General features: G+C 69.4%; 17 protein-coding genes and 1 riboswitch. Of the genes, 8 read left to right on the top strand and 9 right to left on the bottom strand.

The window, feature by feature from the left end:
- Positions 1 to 67: 67 nt before the first annotated feature.
- The gene (locus tag ABT127_RS18605) at positions 68 to 751 is read left to right on the top strand and encodes an esterase/lipase family protein (RefSeq protein WP_351450843.1); all 684 of its coding nucleotides are present in this window, start codon (positions 68 to 70) and stop codon (positions 749 to 751) included.
- Positions 752 to 902: 151 nt separating this feature from the next.
- A complete protein-coding gene (gene sph / locus ABT127_RS18600; RefSeq protein ID WP_351450840.1) occupies positions 903 to 1,886 on the top strand; it encodes a sphingomyelin phosphodiesterase in 984 nt (327 codons plus the stop codon).
- An 87-nt stretch (positions 1,887 to 1,973) separates the two neighbouring features.
- Here the strand turns inward: sph and ABT127_RS18595 are convergent, their stop codons facing one another.
- Positions 1,974 to 5,516 (bottom strand): choice-of-anchor D domain-containing protein, encoded by a 3,543-nt coding sequence (locus ABT127_RS18595; RefSeq protein WP_351450838.1) that lies wholly within the window; start codon positions 5,514 to 5,516, stop codon positions 1,974 to 1,976.
- A gap of 388 nt (positions 5,517 to 5,904) precedes the next feature.
- Between ABT127_RS18595 and ABT127_RS18590 the strand changes: the two genes are divergently transcribed.
- The 5 genes from ABT127_RS18590 (at position 5,905) to ABT127_RS18570 (ending at position 10,839) form a co-directional block, all read left to right on the top strand.
- Positions 5,905 to 6,507, top strand: coding sequence for a phosphatase PAP2 family protein (locus ABT127_RS18590; RefSeq protein ID WP_351450835.1), 603 nt, complete (start codon positions 5,905 to 5,907; stop codon positions 6,505 to 6,507).
- A gap of 113 nt (positions 6,508 to 6,620) precedes the next feature.
- Positions 6,621 to 6,739: riboswitch (cobalamin riboswitch) on the top strand.
- Between the two features lie 183 nt (positions 6,740 to 6,922).
- Positions 6,923 to 7,933 carry a FecCD family ABC transporter permease gene (locus ABT127_RS18585; protein ID WP_502971731.1) on the top strand — a complete coding sequence of 337 codons (1,011 nt, stop codon included), beginning with the start codon at positions 6,923 to 6,925 and terminating at the stop codon, positions 7,931 to 7,933.
- Positions 7,934 to 7,996: 63 nt separating this feature from the next.
- A complete protein-coding gene (locus ABT127_RS18580) occupies positions 7,997 to 8,767 on the top strand; it encodes an ABC transporter ATP-binding protein (protein WP_351450832.1) in 771 nt (256 codons plus the stop codon).
- A 10-nt stretch (positions 8,768 to 8,777) separates the two neighbouring features.
- Positions 8,778 to 9,785, top strand: a complete 1,008-nt coding sequence (locus ABT127_RS18575; protein WP_351450829.1) for an ABC transporter substrate-binding protein — start codon at positions 8,778 to 8,780, stop codon at positions 9,783 to 9,785.
- A gap of 187 nt (positions 9,786 to 9,972) precedes the next feature.
- Positions 9,973 to 10,839, top strand: coding sequence for a LysR family transcriptional regulator (locus tag ABT127_RS18570; RefSeq protein WP_351450826.1), 867 nt, complete (start codon positions 9,973 to 9,975; stop codon positions 10,837 to 10,839).
- A gap of 35 nt (positions 10,840 to 10,874) precedes the next feature.
- Here ABT127_RS18570 and ABT127_RS18565 read toward each other — a convergent pair whose 3' ends face one another.
- From ABT127_RS18565 to ABT127_RS18535, 7 genes are read right to left on the bottom strand one after another with little or no spacing between them, the layout of a single operon-like run.
- Positions 10,875 to 12,281: a nitrosuccinate lyase gene (locus tag ABT127_RS18565; RefSeq protein WP_502971730.1), complete on the bottom strand. Its 1,407-nt coding sequence runs from the start codon at positions 12,279 to 12,281 to the stop codon at positions 10,875 to 10,877.
- Positions 12,278 to 14,269, bottom strand: a complete 1,992-nt coding sequence (locus ABT127_RS18560; RefSeq protein WP_502971738.1) for an FAD/NAD(P)-binding protein — start codon at positions 14,267 to 14,269, stop codon at positions 12,278 to 12,280. The genes ABT127_RS18565 and ABT127_RS18560 overlap by 4 nt, the downstream gene beginning before the upstream one ends.
- 22 nt (positions 14,270 to 14,291) lie before the next feature.
- Positions 14,292 to 16,205: an anthranilate synthase family protein gene (locus ABT127_RS18555; RefSeq protein ID WP_351450818.1), complete on the bottom strand. Its 1,914-nt coding sequence runs from the start codon at positions 16,203 to 16,205 to the stop codon at positions 14,292 to 14,294.
- Positions 16,202 to 16,825 carry an isochorismatase family protein gene (locus ABT127_RS18550; protein ID WP_351450815.1) on the bottom strand — a complete coding sequence of 208 codons (624 nt, stop codon included), beginning with the start codon at positions 16,823 to 16,825 and terminating at the stop codon, positions 16,202 to 16,204. The genes ABT127_RS18555 and ABT127_RS18550 overlap by 4 nt, the downstream gene beginning before the upstream one ends.
- A 42-nt stretch (positions 16,826 to 16,867) precedes the next feature.
- Positions 16,868 to 17,632: a 2,3-dihydro-2,3-dihydroxybenzoate dehydrogenase gene (locus ABT127_RS18545; protein WP_351450812.1), complete on the bottom strand. Its 765-nt coding sequence runs from the start codon at positions 17,630 to 17,632 to the stop codon at positions 16,868 to 16,870.
- 47 nt (positions 17,633 to 17,679) lie between these two features.
- A complete protein-coding gene (locus ABT127_RS18540) occupies positions 17,680 to 18,936 on the bottom strand; it encodes an MFS transporter (RefSeq protein WP_351450809.1) in 1,257 nt (418 codons plus the stop codon).
- Positions 18,933 to 20,501: a class I adenylate-forming enzyme family protein gene (locus ABT127_RS18535; protein WP_351450806.1), complete on the bottom strand. Its 1,569-nt coding sequence runs from the start codon at positions 20,499 to 20,501 to the stop codon at positions 18,933 to 18,935. The genes ABT127_RS18540 and ABT127_RS18535 overlap by 4 nt, the downstream gene beginning before the upstream one ends.
- 776 nt (positions 20,502 to 21,277) lie before the next feature.
- Between ABT127_RS18535 and ABT127_RS18530 the strand changes: the two genes are divergently transcribed.
- A protein-coding gene (locus tag ABT127_RS18530) for an IS5 family transposase (protein WP_351450803.1) occupies positions 21,278 to 22,086 on the top strand; the annotation gives its coding sequence in 2 pieces (ribosomal slippage) (positions 21,278 to 21,622 and positions 21,625 to 22,086; 807 coding nt in all).
- A gap of 28 nt (positions 22,087 to 22,114) precedes the next feature.
- On the opposite strand, the gene ABT127_RS18525 is transcribed toward ABT127_RS18530, so the two are convergent.
- Complete coding sequence (locus ABT127_RS18525) at positions 22,115 to 25,027, bottom strand: hypothetical protein (RefSeq protein WP_351450800.1); 2,913 nt, start codon at positions 25,025 to 25,027, stop codon at positions 22,115 to 22,117.
- Positions 25,028 to 26,687 lie beyond the last annotated feature (1,660 nt).

Genomic DNA, 26,687 nt, shown 5'->3' with positions numbered 1-26,687 from the left:
CTACTATCCGGTAGCTCCGTGTCGTGTCCCTGCGTTCCCCCGCACCCCCACCACGTCGGAGGTTCCGATGCGCCGTCGATTCACCGTCCTGCTGGCCTTGTCGGGCGCGTTGAGCGGTCTGCTGTGCGCAGCGCCCATGGCCTCGTCGGACAGTGCGCACCGGCCCGTCATCCTCGTCCACGGGTACAACGCCGACCCGGGTGTCTGGGGCTCGCTGGCGGACGACCTCAAGGACTCGGGATACAGCGACGGGGAGATCTTCCGCTGGTCCTACGACACGCACGCGTCGGTCAACGAGACGCTCGCCGGGCAGTTCGCCGCGTACGTGGCCGGCGTCCGCGCCCGGACGGGCGCCGACCAGGTCGACGTCGTCGCGCACTCCTTCGGCAGTCTGCCGGCCCGCTGGTACCTCGCCTTCGGCGGCGGAACGCAGCGCGTCGCCCACATGGTCTCGCTCGGTGGACCCAACCACGGCACGTACACGGCGTGGGCCTGCGCCGCCTGGGACCAGGCGTGCCGGGACATGTCCCCCGGCAGCTACGTCCAGAAGCACCTGGCCGCGGGGGACGAGACCCCCGGCGCCACCCGGTACGCGACGTTCTGGTCGAACTGCGACGAGGTGATCAACCCCGACAGCAGCGTGTTGCTCTCCGGGGCCGTCAACACCGAGGCCGGCTGCCTCGACCACAACGCCCTGCTCGGTGACGACGGCGTCTCTTCAGGCGTGCGCGCCTTCCTCGCGACGCCGTGACGACCTGACACCGCAACGCCGTCACGCCGTGACGGATCGGCATCTCGACGGCTGCTCGTCTCGAGGAGCTCATCCGCTGCCCGCCCCGATGTAACCCGCCCTGTTTGGATGTACAGCGACCCCGACAGGCCCCCCACCATCAGGAGTTCTCGTGCCGCGTGTCCCGCACCACCGCCTGCGCCAGGCCGTTCCAGCCGCGCTCATCGCCCTGGCCGCGGTCGCGGCCGGGGCACCCTCCGCCCACGCGGCGGCGCCGGCTCCGGCGTTGCGCGTTCTGACGTACAACACGTTCCTGATGAGCCAGAACCTGTATCCCAACTGGGGTCAGGAGCACCGCGCGACCGAGATTCCCAAGGCGTCGTTCTTCCAGGGGCATGACGTCGTCGTCCTCCAGGAGGCCTTCGACAACTCCGCCTCCGACAACCTCAAGCGCGCGGCGTCCGGCGCCTACCCGTACCAGACCCCCGTCGTCGGACGCGGCACGAGCGGGTGGGACGCCACGAGCGGGGCCTACTCCTCGACCACGCCGGAGGACGGTGGCGTCACGCTCCTCAGCAAGTGGCCGATCGTGCACAAGGAGCAGTACGTCTACAAGGACGCCTGCGGCTCCGACTGGTGGTCGAACAAGGGGTTCGTCTACGCGGTCCTCGACGTCAACGGCACGAAGGTGCACGTCGTCGGGACGCACACGCAGTCGACCGACTCCGGCTGCGGCGACGGCGAGGCGCAGGCCGACCGCGCCAAGCAGTTCCGGGCCGTCTCGGCCTTCCTCGCCGAGCGCGGCATTCCCGCCGACGAGGAGGTGATCGTCGCCGGGGACATGAACGTCGACTCGCACGGCCCGGAGTACGCCTCGATGCTCGCGAACGCCGGTCTCGTCCCCGCCGACAGCCGCACCGGGCACTCCTACTCCTTCGACACCCAGGACAACTCCGTCGCCCGCTACCGCTACCCCGACGACCCGCGCGAGGACCTCGACCACGTGCTCTTCAAGCAGGGGCACGCCCGCCCCGCCCGCTGGAACAACGAGGTGATCGCCCAGCACAGCGCCCCCTGGACGGTGTCGAGCTGGGGCAAGAGCTACACCTACACCGACCTCTCCGACCACTATCCCCTGGTGGCCTCACCACGCTGACGCCCCGCCGCAACAGGCGTCGGGTGCGTCGACGGAAGTGGCCCCCTGGCCCGGCGCGTGAGCGGCGCCGGGCCAGGGGTGGTCGCGTCAGGAGTCCCAGACCTGGAACTCCGAGAGCTGGCCGGCGGGCCAGCCGGTGTTCGCCGTGAAGTTCAGCCGGAAGTAGCGCTGGCTGGTCGCGGGGAACGTGAGGGTGACGGTGTTGTTGGCGGACGGGGTGAAGGAGTAGGCGGCGGAGGACTTGACGGTGGTGAAGGCCGAGCCGTCGAAACTGCCGGCCAGGGACAGGGTCTCGCTGCGGGCCTCCCAGCCCGCGGGGAGCTGGAGGACGACGCGGCTCGCGCTCTTGGCCGCACCCAGGTCGACCTGGACCCATTGCGGGAAGGCGTTGTTGGCGCTCTCCCAGTACGTGCTCTGGCTGCCGTCGGTGACGTGGGACGACGGGTAGACGTCGGCGTGGCTCGACTCGGAGGTCGGGCGGCCCGCCGCGAGGTTGGTGCCGGCCGAGCCCGATCCCGTACCGGACAGGGCCACGGTCAGCGGGCTGTTGGACGCGTTGCTGTTGACGGTGAGGGTGCCGGTGCGGGTGCCGGACGCGGTCGGTTTGAAGGTGACGCTGACGTTGCAGGAGGCACCGGCGGCGAGCGCCGATCCGCAGGTGTTGGTCTGGGCGAAGTCGCCGGTGGCGGCCACGGAGGAGATCGCCGCGGACGCGTCACCGGAGTTGGTGACCTTCACGGTCTGCGCGGCGCTGGTGCTGCCGGGCGCCGTGCTCGCGAAGGTCAGGGAGGTGGGTGAGGCGTCGAGGCTGGCCGCCGGCGAGGTGCCGCCGCTGGGGAAGATCTGGAACTCGGAGAGCTGGCCCGCGCCCCAGCCGGTGTTGGCGGTGATGTTGGCCCGGACGTAGCGGGCGTTCGCCGCGGGGAAGGTGAGGGTGACGGTGTTGCCGGAGGACGGGTCGAAGGTGTAGGCGGCCGCTGCCTTGAGGGTGGTGAAGGAGGAGCCGTCCGTCGAGCCCTGGAGCGACAGGGTCTGCGAGCGGGTGGCCCAGGCGGCGGACGGCGGCAGCTTGAGGACGACCTTGCCGACGCTCCAGGACTTCCCGAGGTCGACCTGCGCCCACTGCGGGAAGGAGGTGTTGCTCTCCCAGTAGCTGGAGGCGTCGGAGTCGGTCAGGTTGCCGGGAACGTAGGGGCTGTTGCTGGAGCTGGCGGACGCGCTCTGGCCGGCCGCGATGTTGGTGGAGCTGTCGACGCCGGTGCCGCTGAGGGACACCTTGGTGGGGCTGTTGTTGGCGTTGCTGGTGACGGTGAGGGTGCCGGTGCGGGAGCCGCCGGCGGTGGGCTTGAAGGTGACGGTCACCGCGCACGAGCCGCCGACCGCGATGGACGTGCAGTTGTTCGTCTGCGTGAAGTCACCGCTCGCCGCGACCGAGGAGACGGTGGCCGCGCTGGTGCCGGAGTTGGTGAGGGTGACGGTCTGCGCGGTCGCCGTGGCGCCGACGGCGGTCGCCGGGTACGAGAGGCTGCCCGGCGAGGCCGAGACGACCGGGCCCGGCGCGGTGCCGGTGCCCGAGAGGGCCACGGTGTTGGTGACGCCGCCCGCGTTCACGGTCAGGGAGCCGCTGCGGGAGCCGGTCGCGGTCGGCTTGAAGGTGACGCTCACCGTGCACGAGCCGTGCGCGGCGATGGACGAGCCACAGGTGTTGGTCTGGGCGAAGTCGCCGGTCGCCGCGACGGACGAGACGGCGGCGGCCGAGCCGGTCGGGTTGGAGACGGTCACCGTCTGCGGGGCGCTGGTCGCGCCGTTGGCCACGGCACCGAAGTCGAGGGCGCTCGGTGAGGCGCTGACGCCCTCGGCGGGGTAGGGCGGGTAGTCGGGCGTCGGCCAGGGGCCGCACACCGGGGTGCCGCTGATGCCGGAGTTGCCGCCGCCGTCGGTGACCTTGAAGTTGTCGCCCTCGCAGCTGTAGACGGGGCTGGAGGCGCCGACGCCGGTAGCGGTCACATTGGTGAAGCTGGCCGCGCCGCCGGTCTGTTCCTGGAGGGCGAAGGTGCCGGTGCCCTGGATGGTGACGTTCTTGAGGTTGACGCCGCTGATGGTCCCTTCGACCCATTGCACGGCCTCGTACGGGCTCTGCTGGATCAGCGCGTTGGTCACGTTGATCGGGCCGGTGATGGCTCCCTGGCTGCCGTCGAACCACAGAGCGCCGACGCCGAACTGCCAGTTCGGGTCGAGGCTGCCCGCCCGCACGAACGTGTTGTCGGAGATCGTCGTGGTGCCCACGGGGGTGGAGGTGAAGCGCTGGCCGACGTGGATACCGCCGCCCTGCGCGAGCCCGGTGTCCTTGACGAGGTTGCCGCTGACGGTGTTGTCGTGGCCGCCGTAGATGGCGATGGCGTTGGCGAGGATCTGCAGCTGGACGGTGTTGTTGGAGATGGTGTCGTAGGCGTCGGCGCCGAGCGCGGAATCGGCCCAGGTCGCGATGCCGTCGTCACCGGTGTTGCGGAGGTCGCTGTTGGTGACCGTGGAGTTGGTGACACCGCCGTGGAAGTTGATGCCGTCGGCGGTCGTGTTGCGGATGCGCAGCCCGCTGAACGTCAGCTTGTCCATCGGCCCGTCCATCCAGGCGCCGACCTTGTCGTGCTCGATCCACAGGTTCGACACGGACGAGTTGCTCATCGCGCCGCCGATCCCGTTGACCTGGGCGCTGTCGTCGCGTTCCTGTACGTCGCCGAAGATCGCGAAGTTCTGGAGGTGGACGTCGGTGCTCGGTGACGGCGCGGACTTGCCGTAGAACCCGGGGGCCGCGCCGGTGACGGTCGAGTACCACATGCCGGCCCCGGCCACGGTCACGTTGTTGACCGCGATGTGGCCCGGGATCTTGAACGTGCCCGGCGGTATCCAGACCGTGCCACCCGAACCGGCCGCCTGGATGGCGGAGTTGAAGGCGTCGGTCGAGTCCTTCACGCCGCTCGCGTCCGCGCCCTGCGCGACGACGGAGACCGAGCCGGAGGGCTGGGTGAGAGCCGCGCCGACCTGCTCGAAGTCGGCGAAGTCGATCGTGTACGAAGACGCGGTGGCGCTCGCGTCGACCTTCAGCTGAAAGGTGGTGCCGGCCGGGTAGGTCGTCGGGAAGAGGCGGTGCGCCTCGTCGTAGAAGTGGTGCGGGTTGCTGCCCGGCGAGTTGGTGAACGGGTAGCTGCCGTAGTACCAGCTGTAGGCGTTGGTGAGGCTGAAGTCGCTCTGCTTGACGCCGTTCACGTACAGCGACAGCGGGGCGGTGTAGACCGAGCCGCCCGAGGTGTCCGGGATGCTGTAGCGGAAGTCGAACGAGTTGGTGGCGACCGGGGTGGTGAAGGTGACGTACTGGCCGCTGCCCTTGAGGGTCACGGCCTTGCGGTACGAGGCCTCGTCGGCGAGCTGACCCTGGGTGTAACTCGGGCCGATCACCGAGCCGTTGGTGGCGGAGTTCTCCGCCTGCACTTCGACGTACGGCAGGTTGGCACCGTTTCCGCCGGTCGCCGCGGACGCCGCCGCGACCGCGGGCGCGGCAACCGCGAACGCTCCCGCGGCCAACAACGTCGAGGCGCTCGCCGTCAGGGCGAGCCACCGTCTGAGACCTCTCAACGACTGAAACACCGTGAGCTCCTTGGGGACAGGAAAACCGGATCGGGCCGTCGGCACCGCGGGCCGGACGCAACGCAGCGTTGGAGCGGTGGATCAGTGAACGGTGGAGCGAGGGACAGGGCGCAGGAGCCGGCAGGGAGAGGAGCGGCGGTGTCGGCGCAAGGGGGACCGTATTGACTCGAACGCCACAGCGCAATATCCAGATACTGGATTGCAGATTCCTTACTAGATTTTGAAAGAGTCTTCCCGTCGAGCCTCATGATCAGCCCGTGCCGCCTGCCCCGTCGGGCGTGCGGCGCGTCATCGAAGATGGGGGCATGGACAGATCCGATGGAGCGCCGGCACCCGTCGACGGGCTCGCGTTCTGCCCGGTGAGCGAAGGACAGAGATGAATCCGCCTCTTGCGCGATCCACCCACCCGGCATCCAGGAGCTCCGTCGCCCGGGCCGTCACGGACGCCTTGCAGCCGCGCAACGTTCTCGTGGCCGGCATGCTCGGGATCGGCGCCGCGGCGGGTGGTCCCGCCGGTCTCGCGTGGGGACTCCTCGGGGCGCTCTGCGCCGGGCTCGTGCCCGCCGCGTACATCGAGTTCGAGCGGAAGCGGGGCACCTGGGGCGACCGTCACGTGGTCGACCGGACGAAGAGAGCGCCCATCTTTCTCGTCATCCTGCTGTCGATCGGGATCGGTCTGCTCCTGATGACGGTCGGCCATGCCCCGTCGGACGTCGTCAGAGCGATGGTCGCGCTGTGGCTGATGACCGTCGTCTTGCTGGGCATCAACACCGTCTGGAAGGTCTCCGTCGACTCCGCGGTCGCGTCGGGCACCGTCGCGCTCCTCGCTGTCGTGCACAGTCCGTGGTGGCTGGCGGGATACTCCGTCGCCGCGATGGTGTGCTGGTCGCGAGTGGCTCTGGGCTATCACACCGTGATGCAGACCGTGGCGGGCGCCACGCTGGGAGCGCTGACCACCGTCGCGTGGGTCGGAGCCTGACGGCTCCTCGGCCGTCGTCCTCTCTCTCGACGGCCCGCGGCATGATCAGGTCCTCGTGAAGGCGTCGGACGGCTCGGGCCCACCCGCCTGACCGGCCCCCGGCTCCGGCTTGCTAGCCTGCGCGTGCCTCCCGTGGGGGAAGCCGGTGCGAATCCGGCGCTGTCCCGCAACGGTGTGCGTGCCCTGCCCAGGTCACGCGAGTCCGATCACCCACGGCAGGTGTGCGACCCGTCGACCGCTCGCCGTGGACTGCGAGCAGGGACCGCCCGAGCCCTGCGGGTTCGTGGTGCCCTGCGCGTTCCGCCGGTGGCACCAACCCGGAGGATGTGCGCCCGTCTTGCACCGCACCGATGTCCTTTCCGCTCCCTCCGCTTCCGCGGTCGCCTCGCGTGGCCGCATACCCAGCGTCCCCCTCGTGGTCGGGCTCGTCCTCGCCCTGGTCGTCTCGCTCGCGTGCGGGATCGGGCTCGGCGCGACCGGCATGGGGTGGGGGCAGGTGCTGCGGCTGATGTGGGCCGGCCTCAGCGGCGGCAGTCTCGGCACGGACGACGCGGGGGCCTACACGATCGTGTGGGAGATCCGCTTCCCGCGGGTGGTGCTCGCCGCCGTGGTCGGCGCGGGCCTCGCGGCAGTGGGGGTCGCGGTCCAGGCGCTGGTGCGGAACGCGCTGGCCGATCCCTTCGTGCTCGGCATCTCCTCGGGCGCGGCGGTCGGCGCCAACGCGGTCATCCTGTTCGGTGCGCTGGCCGGGTTCGGCGTCTGGGCGCTGTCCTTCTCCGCCTTCCTGTCCGCGCTCGCCGCGACCCTGATCGTCTACGTGGTGGCGCGCTCTCCGCTCGGGCTCAGTCCGCTGCGGCTCGTCCTGACGGGCACGGCGCTCGCCTACGGGTTCCAGGCGGTCACCACCGTCATGGTCTTCGGTGCCGAACGCGGTGAGGCGGCCCGGGCCGCCATGATGTGGCTGCTCGGCAGTCTGGGCGGGGCAACCTGGCCCAAGGTCCCGCTCGCCGCCGTGACCGTGTCGGCGGGCTGGCTGTGGCTCAGGGTGCGTGCGGGCTCGCTCGACGCCCTGTCGATGGGTGACGAGACGTCAGCGGCGCTCGGTGTGCCGCCCGACCGATTGCGGCGTGAGCTGTTCGTCGTGACCGCCGCCGTGACGGGCACGGTCGTCGCCGTGAGCGGGGCGATCGGTTTCGTGGGGCTGATGGTGCCGCACCTCGTGCGGATGCTCGTGGGCGCCTCGCACGCGCGGGTACTTGCGGTTGCGCCGCTGGCCGGGGCGCTCCTGCTGGTGTGGGCGGACGTGCTGTCCCGGGTGTTGCTCGCGCCGACCGAACTGCCCGTCGGCGTGGTCACGGCCGCCCTCGGCGTGCCCGCGTTCCTGCTGCTCATGCGGCGCGGCGGCCACGCGCTGACCGGACGCTGAGTGGACGCGTCCCGGGGCCGTCCACTGCGTATCCGTAGCGAAGTCCGTTGTGAGGGAGGAGACGTGCGACTCGACGTCGAAAGCGTGTCGGTCGAGGTGGCGGGCGCGCGGCTCGTCGACGAAGTCACCCTCGACGCGCCCGCCGGTGCCTTCGTGGGGCTCGTCGGGCCCAACGGCAGCGGGAAGTCGACGCTGCTGCGGTGCGTCTACCGGGCGCGACGGCCCGACGCGGGCGTCGTCAGGGTCGAGGGCGAGGACGTGCACCGCATGGCGCCCCGGGCCGCGGCACGGCTGCTCGCCGCGCTGCCGCAGGAGTCGGCCGCGGACTTCGACTTCACCGTCACCGAAGTCGTCGCGATGGGCCGTCTGCCGCACCGCGAGCGCACCGCCGCCCGGGACCGGGAGATCTGCGAACGGGCCCTGGAACAGGCCGGGGTGGCACACCTCGCCGCGCGCGGCTTCCTGTCGCTGTCCGGCGGCGAGAAGCAACGCGTGCTCATCGCCCGCGCGCTCACCCAGGAACCTCGTGTCCTCGTCCTGGACGAGCCCACGAACCACCTCGACATAGCCCACCAGCTCGACGTGCTGCGCCGGGTCCGCGCGAGCGGCCCGACCGTGCTCGCCGCGCTGCACGACCTCAACCTCGCCGCCGCCCACTGCGACCTGCTGCACGTCCTGCACCGCGGCCGTGTCGTCGCCTCGGGTCCCCCGGACCAGGTCCTCTCCCCCGCGCTCCTCGCCGAGGTCTTCGGCGTACGGGCGCACCGGGTGCGCCATCCCGAAACCGGCGCCACCCAGTTCCTCTTCGACACACCGGCTCCCCGACACCCCTAGGAAGGCCCCTGTGCGCACCCTGCTGCCCACCGCCTCGCTCGGCCTCGCCGCCGCTCTCACCCTGACCGGCTGCGGCGCTCAGGTCACGAGCGAGGACAGAACCACGCCATCGCAAGCGGTGACCATCACCAACTGCGGCAAGAAGGTCACCTACGACAGGCGTCCCGAGCGCGTGGTGACCAACGATGTCGGCATCACCGAGCTCATGTTCGCGCTCGGCCTCGAGGACCACATGGCGGGATACGTCATGCCCCCGGACAAGGGATCCACCGACGACCTCCCGTACAAGGACGCGTACGACAAGGTGAAGTGGCTCTCGAAGGACCGCGTCACCCAGGAGCTGGCGCTCGACGCGCGCGCCGACCTCGTCTTCGCGGGCTGGAACTACGGCTTCAACGAGAACACCCTGACACCGGACCAGCTGCACAAGGCCGGTATCGGCACCTACCTGCTCACCGAGTCCTGCCGCAATGCCGGCACCAGCACCTCACGCGGGATCATGCCGCCGCTCGACGCCCTGTACACGGACCTGGAGAACCTCGGCAGGATCTTCGGCGTCGAGAAGCGTGCGCGGACGCTGATCAAGCGGTACGAGGCGAAGGTCGCCGACGTTCGCTCGAAGACTCCCGAGGGAGGGAAGCGCCCGTCGGTCTTCCTCTACGACAGCGGCCAGGACCAGCCCTTCACCTCCGGGCGCTTCGGCGCGCCCGAACAGATCATCAGCGAGGCCGGTGGCGTCAACCTCGTGCACGACCTCAAGGACTCGTGGACGACGGTCGGCTGGGAGACGGTCGTGAAGCGGAACCCGGACGTCATCGTCATCAACGACTACGGGTCGACGAGTGCGGCGCAGAAGAAGAAGTTCCTGCTGTCGTACCCGCCACTGCGGAACGTCTCCGCGATCAAGCACAAGCGCATCTTCACCCTCGACTACGCCGATCTCGTCGAGAGCCCCAGGAACCCTTCGGCGATCGAGCGGCTCGGCGCGTATCTGCGGGGCGGCGCCGACGCGTCCTGACGCCGGTCCCGCCTGCGGCGGGCGCGGGGCACTGCCCTGTCGGGAAAAGTGCCCCGATCCGGCGGCACGACGCCAGACGCAGCATCAGCGCCACACCTTCGTGTCGTATGCCACATCATGGAATTTACTTTCCGGTAACTGAATAGATTGAACCTACACGCAGCCACCGCGGGAGGGGACAGAGACTGTGCAGAGGAATCTGGAGACCAGAGTCCTGCGGACGTTCGTCACGGTGGTCGACCACGGAGGTTTCGGGCGGGCCGCGGAGGCGCTGCACATCACCCAGTCCGCCGTCAGCCAGCAGGTTCGGCAGCTCAACGAGCAGATCGGCACGCGGCTGTTCACGTCCACCAAGGCTCCCCTGCGGCTCAGCGCGACAGGCGAGGAACTGCTCGGCTACGCCAGGCGCATCCTGTCGCTCAACGACGACGCGGTCGCCAGGCTGCTCTCCGGCAAGCACGACGGCGACCTGCTTTTCGGCATGTCCGAACAGTGTGCCGCCGCGCTGCCGGACATCTCCGTCGGCCTGGCGCGACGGCTCCCCGGGAGCTCCGTTCGCTTCACCATGGCTCTCAGCGAGCCGCTGGCCGCCAAAGTCCGGCGCGGAGAGGTGGACGCGGCCCTTGTGCTCCGCCCGGTCCGCGACACCGCGCGCGAGACACCGCTCGGCGAGGCCGCCCTGAGCTGGTACGGGAACGGTTCCCTGGTCTCCGGCCCGTCACTGCCGGTGGCCTTGTTCACCGAGCCGTGCAACCTCCGCTCGCACGTCTTCGACCTTCTGAAGAGCTCCGGCACCGCCTGGCACACGGCGTACGAGGGCAAGGAACTGACGGGCCTGTTGGAGACGGCCCGTTCGTCACTCGGTCTCGTGTGCCTGCTCAGTGACGACGGTCGCCACGGCCTGCCGCGCCTGCCCGAGGGACTGCTGCCCGAGCCTGGCTCCCTCCCGCTCTCCCTCGTCGTCAGGCCCGGTCTGCCTCCCGACGTCGTCGCCGCGGTGAGGGCAAGCGTGCGCCGGTCCCTGCGCCACCTGCCGTTGTCCGCGCCGCACTGATCCACCGCCGCCGATCTGTCGGGCGAGGCGCGCCGTCACGCGCGGGCGACACGTCGCAGTGCCTCGTCAACCAGTACGCCCGCCGCGCCGGTGTACTCCCCCGGATCGCACCGCTCCGCGATCCAGCGCTCGGACGGGGCACCGGCACCGACGGCAGCGGCGAGTTCCGCCGCCAGTGCCTGATCCAGCGGTTCGCCCTTCGCCGACCGGTCGGCCGCCGCCGAGGTCAGGTCGCGGGCGACCGCCGGGCCCAGCAACGGGGTGAGCGCAGCGGCCAGACGCTCGGACACCACGGCGGCGCCGGTCAACTCAAGGTTCGCCGCCATGCGTTCCGGGCTCACGATGAGCCCGCCGGTGAGTTCCGCGGCGGTGTGAGCTGCACCGCCGACGAGGCGCAGGCAGCCCCGCAGCGGCTCCCACTCGGCGTGCCAGGCGCCGGCCGACCGCTCGTCCTCGGTCATCATGCACTGGCTGATGACGGAGGCGAGCGCGGGTACCTGCAGGGCGGCCGACCGGATGAGGGTGGCGAGGACCGGGTTCCGCTTCTGCGGCATGGCCGAGGAGCTGCCCCGACCGTTGACGTGGGGTTCTTTCACCTCCGCCACCTCGGTGCGTGTCAAGGACTGCACATCGGCCGCCATCTTTCCCAGAGCCCCGGACACCAGGCACAGGGCTGAAGCGATGTCTGCCACCGGCGCGCGCAGGACGTGCCAGGGCAGGCGTGCCGGAATGAGGCCGGTCTCCCGTGCGAAGGCGTCCCGCAGATCCGAGGCGTAGGTGTGGACGTCGGCGTCCTTCGGAGCGTGGGCGAGGTAGCCGGCGAGCGTACCGGCTGCGCCTCCGAGGGAGACGGGCAGGCCGTTCTTCAGGAGGTCGGCCAGCCGGTCGTCGGCGTCGAGCACTGCCTCACGCCATCCAGCAGCCTTCAGCCCGAAGGTGGTGGGCACGGCGTGGAGGGCGAGAGTACGGCCGGCCATGACGGTGCCGCGGTGAGTGCGGGCGAGTCGTGCCAGCGCGTCCGCGGAGCGGCGAAGGTCCGCGCGGATGAGGACCAGTACACGGCGGGTCACCAGCATGGACGCGGTGTCGAGGATGTCCTGGCTCGTGGAGCCGCGATGAACGAACTCGGCGGCACAGGCGTCTCGTTCGGCGACGGCCCGGGTGAACTCCTTCACCATGCCGACCACCGGATTGGCGCTTTCCCGTGCGGCGAGCGCCAGGGCCCGCACATCGAGGTCGGCATCGCGTGCGGTCTCGCTGATGGCGAGCGCGGCGTTCTGGGGCAGGGCGCCCAGATCCGCCTGTGCCCTGGCGAGGGCGGCCTCCGCCTCCACCATGGCACGCAGCCAGGCCTCGTCGCCGGTGGCGGTCTCCGCCGGGGTGCCAGCTCGCACCGGTGAGAGGAGGCCTGCGTCGAGTTGCGCGGCGGGTACGGGATTCAAGGAGACGCTCCCATCAGGTCGTTTCGGTGCTCGGAGGATGTGTCGCGCTGCGATCGGTCGGCGGGGTGCGGGAGGGACGCCGGTCGCAGGCTCAGGAGGGCGCGGGCTATCGCGTCGGCGTCCGCGAGGGTCACGGAGTCGACGCCGGGGCGTGTGCCGGCCGCCGTCACCCAGTGGACCGTCTCCGTCGGAATGCCGTAGGCGAACCGGCGCGGGTGGGGGTGCCCGTCGGCGTCGAGCACCCGGTAGGGGCGGCGTGTGACGGACAGTCCGCCGGTGACGTAGTGGCCCCCGGAGGCGGTGGGTATGGCGTGGGGCCTGATCTGCCCCGTCTCATGAAGGTGGCGCATGAGGGGGTCGTCCGCCCGGCGAACGTCAGGGTCGGGCAGTCGGGCCTCGATCAGAGCCCGGGCGCGTACCGGGGGGCCTGGCACCGTCTGCGAGTGTGCCGTGAAGCCGGGTTCGGTGGCGTCCACGCGGATGTGGGTGGCAGGGCCGGTGACGGTGAGGAGGCCGGCTCGTACGAGCGCGGCCATTTCCTCGACTCGCGCGGCGGGCGGGCCGATGGACAGGAAGGCGTTGAGCGGCGTGTACCAGGCTTGGAGGTCTCGGCGGTAGGAGTCGCCCTCGAGTGCGCCGTGGTCCACGGCAAGCCGAATCTCGTTGCGCAGGTCCCGCAGCACGTCGAGCGCCGACTTCAGCGGACCGGTGACATTGCCCTGGCGTGCCTGGTGGGCATCGTGGTCGAGGTAGCGGAGGAGCCAGTCCCGGAAGGCGGACCGGTCGGCGAACGTGTGGGAGCCCGCGGGTCGGGCCAGCCGGTGCCAGTCCCAATGGCGGTCGTCCGGTACGCCGTAGCGCCGCAGCAGGGCGCCTGTCTCTGCCTCGTCCCAGCACGGGGCGCCGTCCGTGCCGAGTCGGCTGATGCTCAGGTACTCGTCGAAGAGCGCACGGGCCGCTTGGTCCTCGCCAAGCCCGTTCAGGAGCGTGCGGTAGTAGACAGCCTCGACCTCGCGGGAGATGCGCGGCCACAGGTCGGTGAGGAAGCTCACCGGCCGTCCGTCGAGAGCGCGTCGCTGGAGATCCGCGAGGACGGTGGGCGGCAGGAGCACGGGCTCGTGGCGCCCGTCGACGCCCTTTTGGTTCTCACCCCGGGCGTGGTGGGGCACGCCGCGGCGCGAGAAGGCGTACAAGAGGGGTTCGCGGCCGCTGGGCTCGTAGGAGAGACGGTCGCCCTCGCGGTGGTACCGGCCGCCGCGGCCCTCGGTGAGGAGCGCCATGTAGTCGAAGAAGTTCAGCCCGAGGCCTCGCAGCAGGACGGGCTCGCCCGCCGGCAGGTCCGCGACCGGCGCCTCGGCGGGGTTGCAGGGCGGAACGTAGGTCAGATGGTGGATCCGTGCCAAAGATGCCAGCCTTGCCTCGGCGCGCAGGGGGCGCACCGGTAGATGGCCTTGGGCGAGAACCACCCCGTCCAGCGCGTCGAGCCGCGTGCCGTCGCACATGCGCAGGCCCTGCCTGCCGTCGGCCTCACCGGTGACGTCCGCCAACGCGACCGCGCGCGCCCGGTGGGTGACGACGGCCACGTGCTCGGGGGCCGAGCCCACCACGCGCAGGAAGCACCAGTGGAGGTAGGCGCCGTAGAGAGCTCGCGTCGGATAGGTGTCGGGGCCGAGGGACCGGGCCTCGGCCAGGTCTGCCTCGTTCCGCTCCGCTGCGCGGGCGTCGGTGGCCAGGGCGCGGGCCCAGTCGTAGAGGCCCGGTCCCGGTTCGACCGGTCCCTCGATGCGGCTGCTGCAGTCCGTCCATGCCGTGATCTGCGAGGCGACGGTGTTCATCAGCAGGTGTCTCGACTGGTCGCGGCGCCAGACGGCGCCCGCTCCCGGTTCATGGGGTTCGATCAGGTGGACCGTCAACGGACGAGGCTCATGGCGGGCATTGGCACAGAGCCTTTCCAGTACAGAGAGGCCTCGCGGCCCCAGTCCGACCACGGCGACGGCGAGTGGCCTTTGGTCAGACAACGGCGTGCTCCCTCTCCAGTGATGCCACGAGGCCGGCGAGGACGGCGGGGCCCTCCTCGGTGAGCAGCGACTCCGGGTGGAACTGCACGGATGCAAAGCCGGCACCGCGCAGCGCGTGGACTCCACCGGTCTCGGGGTCGGCGCTGACGTGAACGGGGTGGCCACGGTGGGACAGCTTTCCCGTGGGTTTCCTGGCCTCGAAGGTGTTGTAGAAGCCGACCCGGCGGCGCTCTCCGAAGAGATCGATCTCGCGCCGCACGCCCTGGTGCGGCACGCGACGGCGCAAGAGTGGCAGCCCGAGCTCGTCGGCGAGTATCTGATGGCTGAGACACACCGCGAGGAAGGGGCGCCGTTCGTCGAGCAGATGACGGATCGTGCCCCTGAGCCTGCGCATCTTCGGGTGGTCGGTGGCACGGGGGTCACCGGGGCCCGGGCCCATGACGACCAGGTCGTGCTCGTCGACGGGCAGGTCCTCCTCGTGGCGACGGACTGTCACCGCGTACCCGAGGTGGGCGAATTGGTGAGTGAGCATGGCGGTGAAGGTGTCCTCGGCGTCCACCATCAGCACGCTCGCCGCACCGCCGGCCGTCACCGGGGGCGGGTCGGCTCGCCGGTCTCGGCCGATCCAGAACGACGAGAGGCCGTTGTTGCGTGCCGCCAGGGCAGCTTGGACGGCGGGGGCCTCGGAGAGCTGTTGCCGACCGGGTTCGTCCAGGGCGCGGAGCAGGCCGGCGGCCTTGGCGTGCGTCTCGGCGCACTCGGCGGCGGGATCGGAGTGACGGACGATGGTGGCGCCGACGCCGATCGACAGCTCGCCGCTGGAGTCCACGTCAGCGGTGCGGATCAGGATCGAGGAGTCCATGCGACGGCGCCCGCGCCCGTCGCGTCCGATCAGCGCGACGACACCGCTGTAATAGCCGCGACCGGTCGGTTCGCGTCGCGCTATGACGTGGCAGGCGCTCTCCAGCGGACTGCCGGTGACGGTGGGCGCGAACAGCGTCTCGTGCAGCATGGTTCGCGGGTCCTGCCTGGTGCGGCCCTCGATGTAGTACTCGCTGTGGGCGAGGTGGCCCATCTCCTTGAGATACGGGCCCATGACGCGTCCCCCGCCCTCGCAGAGACGCGCCATCATCTTCAGTTCCTCGTCGACCACCATGTACAGCTCGTCCGCCTCCTTGCGGTCGGCGAGGAAGACCAGTGCGTCTTCGACGGATGGTCCGGTGGCGGGGTAGCGGTAGGTTCCGCTCACGGGATTCATGACGGCTGTCTCGTCACTCAGACTCAGGTGCCGCTCGGGGCAGGCGCCGACGAGTGTGCGGTCACCGGTGTGGACGAGGAACGTCCAGTAGGCGCCGGTCTCGCGGGTGAGCAGCCGGCGGAACAGGGTGCGGGCGGCCTGAGCGGGCAGGCCCTCCAGCTGCGTCACGAAGTCCCGCTTGATGACGAAGTTGGATCCGGCGCCGCGCCCGATCTCCTCGGCGATCACGAGGCGTACGAGGTCCTCGTACTCCTCGTCACAGGGCACTGCGTGGACCTCTCCGTGCCGTACGGGGAGGTCGGGAATCCGCTCCAGCACCTCGCTCACCGGATAGGTCCGCTGGCTCGCGACGGCCAACGACAGCAGTGGCATCCCGTCGTCGTGGCAGGGGAAGCCGCGTTCGGCGACCTGGCGAAAGGGGATCACGGTGAGCAGGTCGTGTTCGGCCCTGCCGCTTTCCGGAGGTTCCTCCGGAGGCACGGGCAGGTCAGCGAGCACGGCGTGCGCGCGGGCTGTGCCGGTGAGCACCTCGACGACGTGCCTGCCGGCGGACTCGGGGCGGTGCAGCAGCGCGAACGCCCCGGTTCGATCGGCCAGTATCTCGGTGAGCGGGTCGTGGTCGGTGTCCCCTGCGGGGCCGGCGGTCATGCGAAGACCTCCTGGCCGGTCATGACGCGGGCGCAGCGGGTGGCGGCGTAGCGCAGGGTGGCGCCGTGGTCGTCCGGGCCGAAGTCGGCGACGGCGTCGGCGGCCAGGAAGGTCTCGATGTCGTGGGAGAACGCATCGACCGCGGTCATGAGGACACCCACGCTCGCGTAGACGCCGCACACCACGAGCTGATCGCGGCCCTGACGTCGCAGGTGGTCCAGGAGAGGGGTCCGGCAGAAGGCGCTGTAGCGCCACTTGGTGAACACCGTGTCGTGCCGGCCGGGTGCCAGTTCCCGCACGATGGCGCGGTCCTCGTCAGACCGGCTCATGCCGGGACCCCAGACGTCGTCGAGGAGCCCGCGTTCGGTGCGGTTCATGTCGCCGGGCTGGGCAGTGTAGACAACCGGCACGCCACGTCGTTCGCACCGGTTGCGCAACGCCGCGACGTGATCGATCAGTTCGCGACGGAGCGCCTCCCCGAAGGGCGCGAGGAAGTAGCGCTGCATGTCGTGGACGAGAAGGACGCTGCGGTCGGGGTCGGGCTTCCACGACATGACCGACGGGGGCAGGTCGGCCGCAGTGGGCAGGGGGTAAGCGGGGATTGTGGCTATGCCTGACAAGGCTTTCCCTCTCCGTGGTGGGCGAGTTGTGCAGGGCGCCGGTCAGACGCCGAGGATCGCTCCGCCGTCGACGGTGAGCGTTTCCAGGGTGATGTGGGAGGCACGGTCCGACAGCAGGAAGCAGACGGCGTCCGCGATGTCCTCGGGGCGGGCGAGCTTCCTCAGCGGGATCCCGTTCTTGTACGTGGCGACGTCGCCCTCGATGGTGCGCCGCCGCCCGTCAGGGTCGTGCCACATGCCGGTGAGCATGCTGGTCTCCGTCGAGCCGGGGGCGACGACGTTGCAGCGGATGCCGTGTTCGGCGACTTCCAGGCCGAGGGACTTGGTGAACATCTCCGCGGCTGCCTTCGACGCGGCGTAGGCGGCCATGCCGGAGCGCGGGGTGCGTGCCGCGTTGGAGGCGATCGTGATGATGGAGCCGGAGCGCCGTGGCACCATGCGGCGCACAGCAGCGCGGGACATGCGGAAGACGCCGTCGACGTTGGCCGCGAACATGGCGGCCCAGTCGTCGTCGTGGAACTCCTCGACGCGGCCGGTGCGCAGGACACCGGCGACATTCACGAGCGCGTCGAGCGGGCCGACCTCGTCCTGAGCCTCCTTCACCGCACGTTCGGAATCCATGGGGTCCACGACGTCAGCGGCGAGTGGCACCACTTCCGCCCCGCTCACGTCGGCGGTCGCCTTGCGCAGGCGGGTGGCGTCGAGGTCGACGGCTACGACCCTGGTGCCGCCTGCGGCGAGGGCGTGAACGACCGCGCGGCCGATGCCGCCTGCCGCGCCGGTCACGAGGGCTGTCTTCGGGGTCATGACTGGTGTCTCCCTGGAACGTCGGACCGGTGGGTCCGGGGTACGGGTCAGATGCCGCTCTGTGGGCGGGCTCCGAGGAGGCGCTGCACGGCGACGCTGGCGAGGGCGGCGACAAGGGCGACCGAGGCGCCCACGAGGACGTTGCCGCGATAGGACCAGGCGTCGATCAAGAGCGGCCCGAGTACACCCGCCACCGAGATGCCCAGGAACAGGGCACTGTTGTTCCAGCCCATGAGGGCGGCGGCGCTGTCGGGGAAGCGGTCCAGGAGCCTGCGCTGTTGAGCCGGGAAGGCTGCGTAGGCGCACACCGCGAAGAGAAGCAGAACCGGGAGGAGCAGCCCGGTGGCGTGGGCATCGAACACCGCCGCGAAGGCCGCCTCGAACATGGCGGCGGCCACCAGCGCGACGGTGGCGACACGCACCGCGCCGACCCGGTCGGCCAGCCGGCCGCCGAGCAGGCTCCCGGGCACCGCGCCGACGCCGTACGCCACCAGGCTCCACACGGTCCAGTCGGACCGTCCGCTCTGCTGCATCGCGGTGCCGAGGAAGGTGTAGAGGAGGTAGACCCCGAGGGCCCACAGCGCGGTGACGCCGACGACGAGCAGCCCGGGGGACAAACCGTTCGCCTGGGACCGGCGCTCGGCGGCAGCCCCGAGCCCGGGGGCCGAGCCCGGCGCACCGCGCCACAGGCGGACATTCGCGACGGCCAGAAAGACCGTGCCGACCGCCAACGCGTGGAACACCACCCGCCAGCCCCAGCTGTGGCCCACCAGGGAGCCGAGCGGCGCGCCCGCCCAGAGCGCGGACAGCAGCCCGGAACCGACGACGGCAAGGTGGGTACCACGTCGTTCGGCCGGCGCGGCAGCACCCGTGAGCGCGTAGACGGTGGGCCCGGTGCCCGCGGCGGCCACCCCGGCGAGCACGCGCACCGCGATGAGGACCGGGTAGTTGGGGGCGAGTGCTGTGGCCAGGTTGGCGAGCGTGAACACCACAAGGGACCAGGCCAGGACCGTCCGCCGGCCGAACCTGTCGCCGGCGCGGCCCAGCAGCGGGGCGCAGACGATGTAGGCGACGGAGAAACAGGTGAGGGCCGCGCCCATGGCTCCCACCGAGACCCCCAGGCCACGTGCCATGTCGGGCAGCAGCGGAGAGAGGACGAACAGGTCCGTGCCGACGGCGAACTGGGTCAGCCAGCCGACGACGACGCGCGGCGTCTGTTTTCCCCGTGCTTCCGTCGCCGCTTCGGCGGACCGACCGCCGCCGGGGGTGGTCCTCACGGTCGAGCCGCTGCTTCCGTCCCTCATGCGGCCTCCTCCGCAGCGATCTCCGCGGCGAGTTGCAGCCGCTTGATCTTCGAGGTGGCGGTGCGCGGGAGATCCGCCAGCCGACGGTGTACCGGCCGGCACATGGCGGGCAGGTCGCTCACCGCGCGTTCCCAGGTCCGCTCGTCGATGGGTTCGTCATCGCGGGTGCACACCACGGGGACCGCGACGCCGTCGCCCCGGTCGACGATGACGAGTTCGGTGAGCTGGTCCAGCCTGACCAGTAGCCGGTCCTCGATGGCGAGGGTGCTGCCGACGGACGCGATGTAGTCGACCTCCCGGTCCAGGAGGTGCAGGCAGCCCCAGCGGGTGCGGTAGCCGACGTCGCCCATGCGCCACCACCCGTCGTTCTCCTGGGCGGTGTACCGCTCGTGCTCGCCGAGGTACGTGACGGCCCTGCCGTCGGTGCGTACCTCGATGTATCCCGGGTTTTCGGGGCCCGGCGGTCGGCCGTCGCGGCTGACGACACGGATGCCGGTCATGCCGGGGAAGGGGATGCCCAGGCAGCGGCCGTCGGCCTGCGCGGAGCGGCGCCGTGTGTAGGTGCGTCCCGCGACGGGGCCGACCTCGCTCTGCCCGTAGAGCTGTACGAACACCGGTGAGCGGCGCCTGGTGGCGCTCAGCAGGCGGTCCATGGTCCTGGGATGTATCGCGTCGAAGGTGCTGCTGAAGTAGCGGACGTCGGACAGCGGTGCCCTGGGGTCGTCGGCCAGTGACTCCCACTCCATGAAGCTGTTCGGATGGGTCTCCAAAAGTCCGGGCCGTACACGGGCGAACAGGTCGGCGACGTGGTCGGCCGAGCCGTCGGAGAGCATGACGACGGGAAAGCCCCGCCACAGGGAGATCGCCAGGGCCGTGAACAGCCGGGAATGGACGAAGGAGACGTGGACGGCCACCGTCTCGCGTCCTTTGATGCCACGGGCGAAGGCGGCCTGCGGGCGGTAGCGGGCGCCGAGGGTGCGCGCGGTGTGCACCACGAGCTTGGGCGTGCCGGTCGTGCCCGAGGTATGGGTGATGAGGGCCGGCTGGTCCAGGGGGGCGACGGGACACGGGGCGCGTGGGGCGTCACCCCGCGCGCCGAGTGGTTCGCCGGCGTCGTGCTCCCCGGTGGCGAGGATGACACTCCGGGTGCGTCGAGCGAGGTCGAGTTCGGCGAGTCCAGACGCCAACTTTGCCTGGTCGGTGAGGAGATGAGGCTCCTCGAGACGCGCCAGCAGTTTGCCGACGGTCTCGGCGTCGAGTGCCGGCGACATCAGTACCGGCACCGCTCCCAGCCTCGCGACCGCGCAGGCCAGGAGGGTGATGTCGAAGTTGTCGGACTTGTGGACCGCGACCCGCAGTCCTGCCCGCACACCGCGGGCGTACAACCGCGCTGCGAGATCATCGACGAGGTCGGCGACCTCGGAGACCAGCAGGCGCCGTCCGAGCCCAGGCGCGATGTCGAGGTCGTGGTCGAGGATCAGGAGGTTCCCAGGGTGGCGTGCTGCCGCCTGCTCGAAGATCGTCCCGGGGTTGAGCCCTTTGTTGGCGACGCGCTGCAGGAACACGTCTCACCTACCCATCGTCTATCCGTCGTTGTCTTCCGACCGCTCCAAGAGCCTGTCAGCGCGGTGCCAGACGGCGGAGGTCGAGCGCCGCTCGACCTCTAATGGATTCGATTAGGACGATTGATCTCAACGACATGGTCGTCCGAGAAGCCGTATCTCAACCGAGCGTGATCGCTCGATTTCCGCTGTTCAGGCGTGGTCCGGTTCGGGGTGCGGGAGGCATGCGGCGTCTTGCTTCGGCTCCGTGATCGAGGGGTGCCTGGTGGTGTCGGTGCTGGGAATGCTGGAGGACCTGGAGACGGTGGCTCGGGTGCGGATAGAAGTGCTGCGGATGGAAGTCGCCCGGCCGGCCGGGGTGTTGGAGGCTGTGGAGATCGACCTGGACCGAGGTGTGATCGCGAGGGAGGAGCTGGTCGAGGCACTGACGCCCCCCCACACGGGCCAGATCCGGACCGGACACGGGCCAACTCGACGGCACACGATGCGATGTCACTCTTGGCTGCAGGTCGGAAGCCGTTCGGGGCACGTCCGACTAGCAGACGAAGAACCTGCTCGTCACCACACACGCGCCCCAACGCCAGCCGTGCGGACCTAGCTTGTCCCGTGCGCCGGCACGTACGGCTAGCGGGCACCCGGGACGAGGTGCGTCGCTCGCTTCTGACCATCGGCACGGAGCGTTGGCCCCAGCAGGAGTGTGGCAACGACAACCGCATCGCAGAGGCGGCCTCGGATTAGACGCCATTTCAGTTGGCGTGATCTTGCGGCAGTCTGAGGTGATGACTGCTGCGCTTGTCGAACGGTTGGCGTCGAACGATCTGTGGGAGTTGTTTCAGCGGGTGGTTCCGCCGGCCCCGGAACGGCCTCAGGGCGGAGGGCATCGTCGCCGAGCGGACCGCGAGGTGCTGGCCGCGATCATCTTCGTGGCCACCTCGGGGTGCACCTGGAATCAGTTGCCGCCGGGCTTCGGTCTGTCGGGGGTGACGGCCTTTCGCCGGTTCACCGTGTGGACTGAGGCCCGGGTGTGGGCCAAGCTCCACCGCCTGGTCCTGGACGAACTCGGAGCCCAAGGCGGGCTGGACTGGTCGCGATGCGCGATCGACTCCGTCAGCGTCCGGGCCCTCAAAAGGGGCAGCTGACAGGACCGAATCCGACCGACCACGGCAAGAGCGGATCGAAAATCCACCTCCTCGTTGACCGCAGCGGCCTGCCCCTATCCATCGGCATCTCCGCCGCGAACCTCCCCGACAGCCAGGCCCTGATCCCGCTGGTCCGCGGCATCCCACCCATCCGTTCACGCCGTGGCCCCCGACACCGGCGGCCCGGAAAACTGCACGGAGACAAGGGCTACGACTACCGCCACCTACGGCGCTGGCTGGCCTCCCGCGGGATCCGCCATCGCCTTGCCCGAAGGGGCATTGAGTCATCCAAACGACTCGGCCGACACCGCTGGGTCGTGGAACGCACCATGTCCTGGCTGGCCGGCTGCCGACGCCTCCACCGCCGCTACGAGCGCAAGCCCGAACACTTCCTCGCCTTCGCAGCCATCGCCGCGACCCTCATATGCCACCGCAGACTCGCCAATTGAAATGACGTCTTAGCAATGCCAGCTTGGGTCACCTCGCATCGTTGGCGATCTGTCCATCGGCTTCCAACCCATACTTACGCAAGCGATTACCTTCGTCGTGACGCCCCAGCTTCTTCAGCAGATCCGCCATCTCGGCGATAGCAAACGCTTCTCCTGCCAGGATTGCCCTCCTATACCAGGAAATTGCTTCCTCGTTGTTACTTAGCCGCGCGCTGAGGAACCCCGTGAGGTGTAGCGCCGAAGTCTGGCCTTCTTCGGCGAGTTCCTTCGCGCGCGACGCTGCCTCGCCGGCACGTCCGAGTTGTTCAAGGAGCCCCGCCATACGCCAGAGAGCGAAAGAGTGTCCGTGCTCGGCCAAAGAATCCAGCCAACGCAGCGCTTCATCTTCGCGCCCGGACGTAACCAGTAGCTCGGTGGCTGTGTGGAGTACGGCCATGTCCACACGTCTCTTGGAGTCCAGGCACCAGCGCAGCACGTCGCCAGGGCCCCCCGATTCCATAAGAAGGTTGAGATATGCGGCCGAGGCGAATGGGCGGCCGGCCGTCGCGAAGGGTTCCACCCATGTGGCGGCTTGTTCAAGTCCCTCGCATTCCCGAGCCAGTTCGGCGCCGGGACTAAAGGCCATATCGTGGCCGGCATCCGCTGCTCGCTTGAAGTACAAGAGTGCCTCGGCTGAACGGCCCGCCCGCGCATAGGTGTTGGCCGTCACCATCAAGTCGGCGATGCCCGCTGCAGCCAGCTCGTTCAACCAGCCCAGAGCTGTATCAGGGCCATCGGTGTCCCACACCAAGGCGACGGACTGACGGATCGCGGGTGCGTCCCCGGAGAATGCTGCTCGCCGGTAGAGGTCGATTGCTTCTGCTGCGCGCTCGTTGTGCCTAAGTAGGTCGCCAGCCTCACGGGCGGCAGCGGCGTCACCGCGGTCGGCGAGTCCCTGGAGCCAGGCGAGGGTCTCATCCGTGCCGCGCGCATCGGCCATCAGCTCGACAATCCAGGAGAGCGCCAATTCGTCGCCGGCCTCGGCCTGGCGTGTCAGCTGGTCGACTACTTCGTCCTTCTGGCCGAGTTCCTCCGACAGCTCAACGAGGTTGGCGTACGCGTCCTCGTCCCGGGATTCGACCGCGCGTTGATACCAACACAAGGCTTGCTGGGGCTGCTCGGCTCGTTCCATCAAGTCGCCGGCGAGCCAGGCGGTGTCTTCGCTGCCCGCAGCGTCGGCCCGCAGATGAAGTTGGAAGGAGTGTCGGAAGAGGCCGCGGTTTCGGGCTTCCCAGGCGAGTCCGGCAAGATCTTCTTTCTGTGCGTGTGCGGGCAGCGCTTTCCAGAGCGAAGCAGGGGCGGTCGCGGTCGTCCGACTCGACCGTCCGTGGTGGTCGAGAAAATCGGCAAGGCGGAAATGAGGCTCCGCGTGAAATGTTTGACCGGGGCGGGGTCGTACTGGGGTGAGGGGGCTGGTCGCACCGCGGCAGGGTTGCTGAAGTGCCGAGAGCGTCTGGTCGAACCAGTCTTCCGCCAGGGCGTCCCATTCGTCATCGGTGAGGTAACCGACGGCGGCCATTTCCAGCAGCGTGCGAGGCAGTGCTCCGCTGCATCCGATCCGGCGGGCGTCCATGGCTGCGTGGAGCACGGCCTGCCCGGCGGCCGGGGCAGTCGCGTAGCGTTCCATGAGGGCGAACGCGGCGGAGAGGTACTGCACGATCCGTCCATCGCGGGACCGGTGAAGGGCTTCTGCCAGCCGCCGGTCCCCATGTGCTGCCCTGCGCGTTTCCAGCAGGGCCGGTTCATCGAAAGAGCGAGGAACGAGGACACCGTGCCCAGTAAGTAGCGCGCGGGCGTTCCGGTGCACATCCGGCGCACCCGCAGGCGGCGGCAGGGTCAGGCGGTCCCACTGCTTCGGCCAGGCGGTTGACAAAACCACGACCGGGCGGCGAGTGGGATCCTTCAATAGCGCCCTCAGCGCCGCGGCCGCTTGCTCGCCTAGCTGAGGCGACGTCAGATAGGGCTCAATTTCATCGAGCCAGATCACGGTCCGCGGTCCGACAGACTGCGTGCCTGCGAGCAGTGCCTCCGCGGGGCTTGGAGCCAGCGGATACCAAAGGCGCCAGTCATCGGGTAGCGCCTGAATGGCTTCCCAGCAGGCACGTGTCTTGCCTGTGGAGGACTCCCCCACGAGCACAGCGAGCGCGCTCTGCTCGACGGCGGCCCGACCGATGAGTTCGCCCAGCCAGATGTCGTGCTTCCGACGGATGTAAGGCGGCAGCGGAAGCGGCCGGTCACCCCCTTCGGTTTCGTCGGCCTCGATGACCCGGTGTACCTCCAGTGCGAACGGATCCGTGAAGTCACGGATCGGTGATCCAACCGTCGATGGAGGGTGCTGCAGGGCAGGCTCCGGATCGCCTACGCAGAACACCTCAGCCGTGGCCGGTCCGAAGAAGCGGGCAACCAACCTACGTTGCGAAAAGAGAAGGTCGGAGAGCTGCTGCAGGCCCCAGAGCTCGATCTCAAGTGGTTTGTATTCCGTTCGTAGTTGATGAAGACAGTCCTCCACCGCGGTGTCGCCGACATAGGCGGTGGTGACAAGCACGAAGCGAGTGGCCTCGAAGGGCCGGGTGCCTTCGGCATATACTCGAACCGCATCGGAGAGGTCATCGGCGGCGAAACTCTTCCAGTGCTTGGACTGATAGACGGTCAGGCTGCCATCGTCGAAGTACCCCACGACATCGATCCCGTGCTGCTTCTGCCCCCTCCGGCCGTACAGCCGAGACCGGACCGCCCCCTCAACTTCGCGGGCCAGCGCCACAATCAAATGCTCAACGCTCTCCCAGGTGAGCCGCTCAACATTGAGGAGCAGCGGAGCTGTCACCGTCAGCGGCGGAGCAAGACTAGGCGGTGGACCCACCAGCCGGTGACCGGCGTCAATCTCCTCCCAGAATTCTTCCACGCCCTCTTCCCTCGCAAGGTGCACCCGTAAGCCCCCGTCTCACCGCACTGGACGTTGTCGATACTCGCATCACCCGCGACGGCAAGTACCGCACCCTGGGCACCGGCTATCCCAGGCCGACATGACGACCCGGGCACCCTGGGCGCTGGTCGACGACCAGCCCTGGCATGCCATCGCCAGCCAGAAATCAATACTGATCCGGGCAGGCGCCCGCCACCTGCGGGAGTGGCGCTGCGACGAAACCAGCCAGCACCCCTGACCCGGCTCCGCAGGTATGCGGACCTGCGACGGGTTCCACACCCACTGGGACTTGCCCGCCCTGCGCCTGCCCCCCCATTATCGTCTTCATGTCCCGCAACGGGCGACCGGCCCTCGGAGTTGGCAGGACCACCTCCCCTTGTCGAGTGCATGGACCGGGGGGCGTGTCACCAGCTCCGAAGGGACTGACAGACCGCTGTTTAGAGCACGCTGCGACCACGAAGGAGACGACGCCTCAGCCAAGGCCGACTCCAACCCACTCATCATCTCTGCCACGACCGGACAGTCTCACGCCCCACATAGATGATCGACCCCCGTGCCAACCCTGCCCACCCCCTTGACCAAGAGCGTAGAGGGCCCCCGGAAGCGGACACCTCATCTGGACAAGCTCGTCGTGACGAGCGCGTACGAGAGTTGAGTGCCGATGCGGATCCAGACCCGCGCGATATCCGGCTCCCCGCTCGGATGTGGGTACCCGAACAGGACCGAGCCCGCTGGCGCGAGATCATCGGCCCGCTCGAAGCCGTACCCGACGACACGCACCAACCTGATTACGAAGAGCTCACCTTCACCGGCGAGGACCTCGGCACTCGCTGTCGCTACGGCGAGCGCACCCACGTCTTCGACGACACCGCGCCACCCCCGCGCCTCACACCTAGAAAGACGTCCTCCACACACCTGTATCGCACCCCCAAAGGAACAGCGCCTCCGCCTCGCACCCGGCGAACGGCAACACCTAAATTCTGTCCGGCGGATCATGGCGGCGTTGCTCCCGGGCCATGCGCAGCACTCTGACGGAGCCGCCCGATATTTCTACGGCGACGAGTACCAACCCGGACAGAACCCGGGGCGTCGGGGCTGAACACACAAGCGCTACGAGACCGCGGCATCATCTTTGTCTGGCAGGAAAGGTCTACATACCGTGATCACTGTGCAGTTCACCGTGCGGCCGGATCAGGGTGACGCGAGCGGGTTCGATCTGGGCGACATGGTCGTCGCTCCCCCACACCAGCCGTGCGGCCCTAGCTTGTGCTGTTCGCCGGGCACGCGCGGCTATCGGGCACCCGAGACGATGCGGGTCGCTCGCTTCTGACCACAGGCACGGAGCGTCGGCCCCGGCAGGGCTGCGGCAATGGCAACCAGATCGCCAAGCCGGCCTCGGATTAGGCTCTGAGAACTGCGCCGAAAGTTGAGTCCCGATATCTGCCCTACTCCGGGCCCAACATGATTCGACAGACAAGTCGCGGATGCACATGACGAGTCACGCCCATCCGTAGACTCCCTCCCTGCGGAACGAAAAGGTCCGACTGCACCAACACACTGCCTATGCCGGATGCGCGGATCCGCCCGAATCGTCGGGTGCAACGCTCCGTAGTCAGCACCAAGTCAGCACGGGAGAGGT

The organism is Streptomyces sp. NPDC001904, from assembly GCF_040297005.1.
Taxonomy (GTDB): Bacteria; Actinomycetota; Actinomycetes; order Streptomycetales; family Streptomycetaceae; genus Streptomyces.
This window is presented reverse-complemented; position numbering and strand designations above follow the sequence as displayed.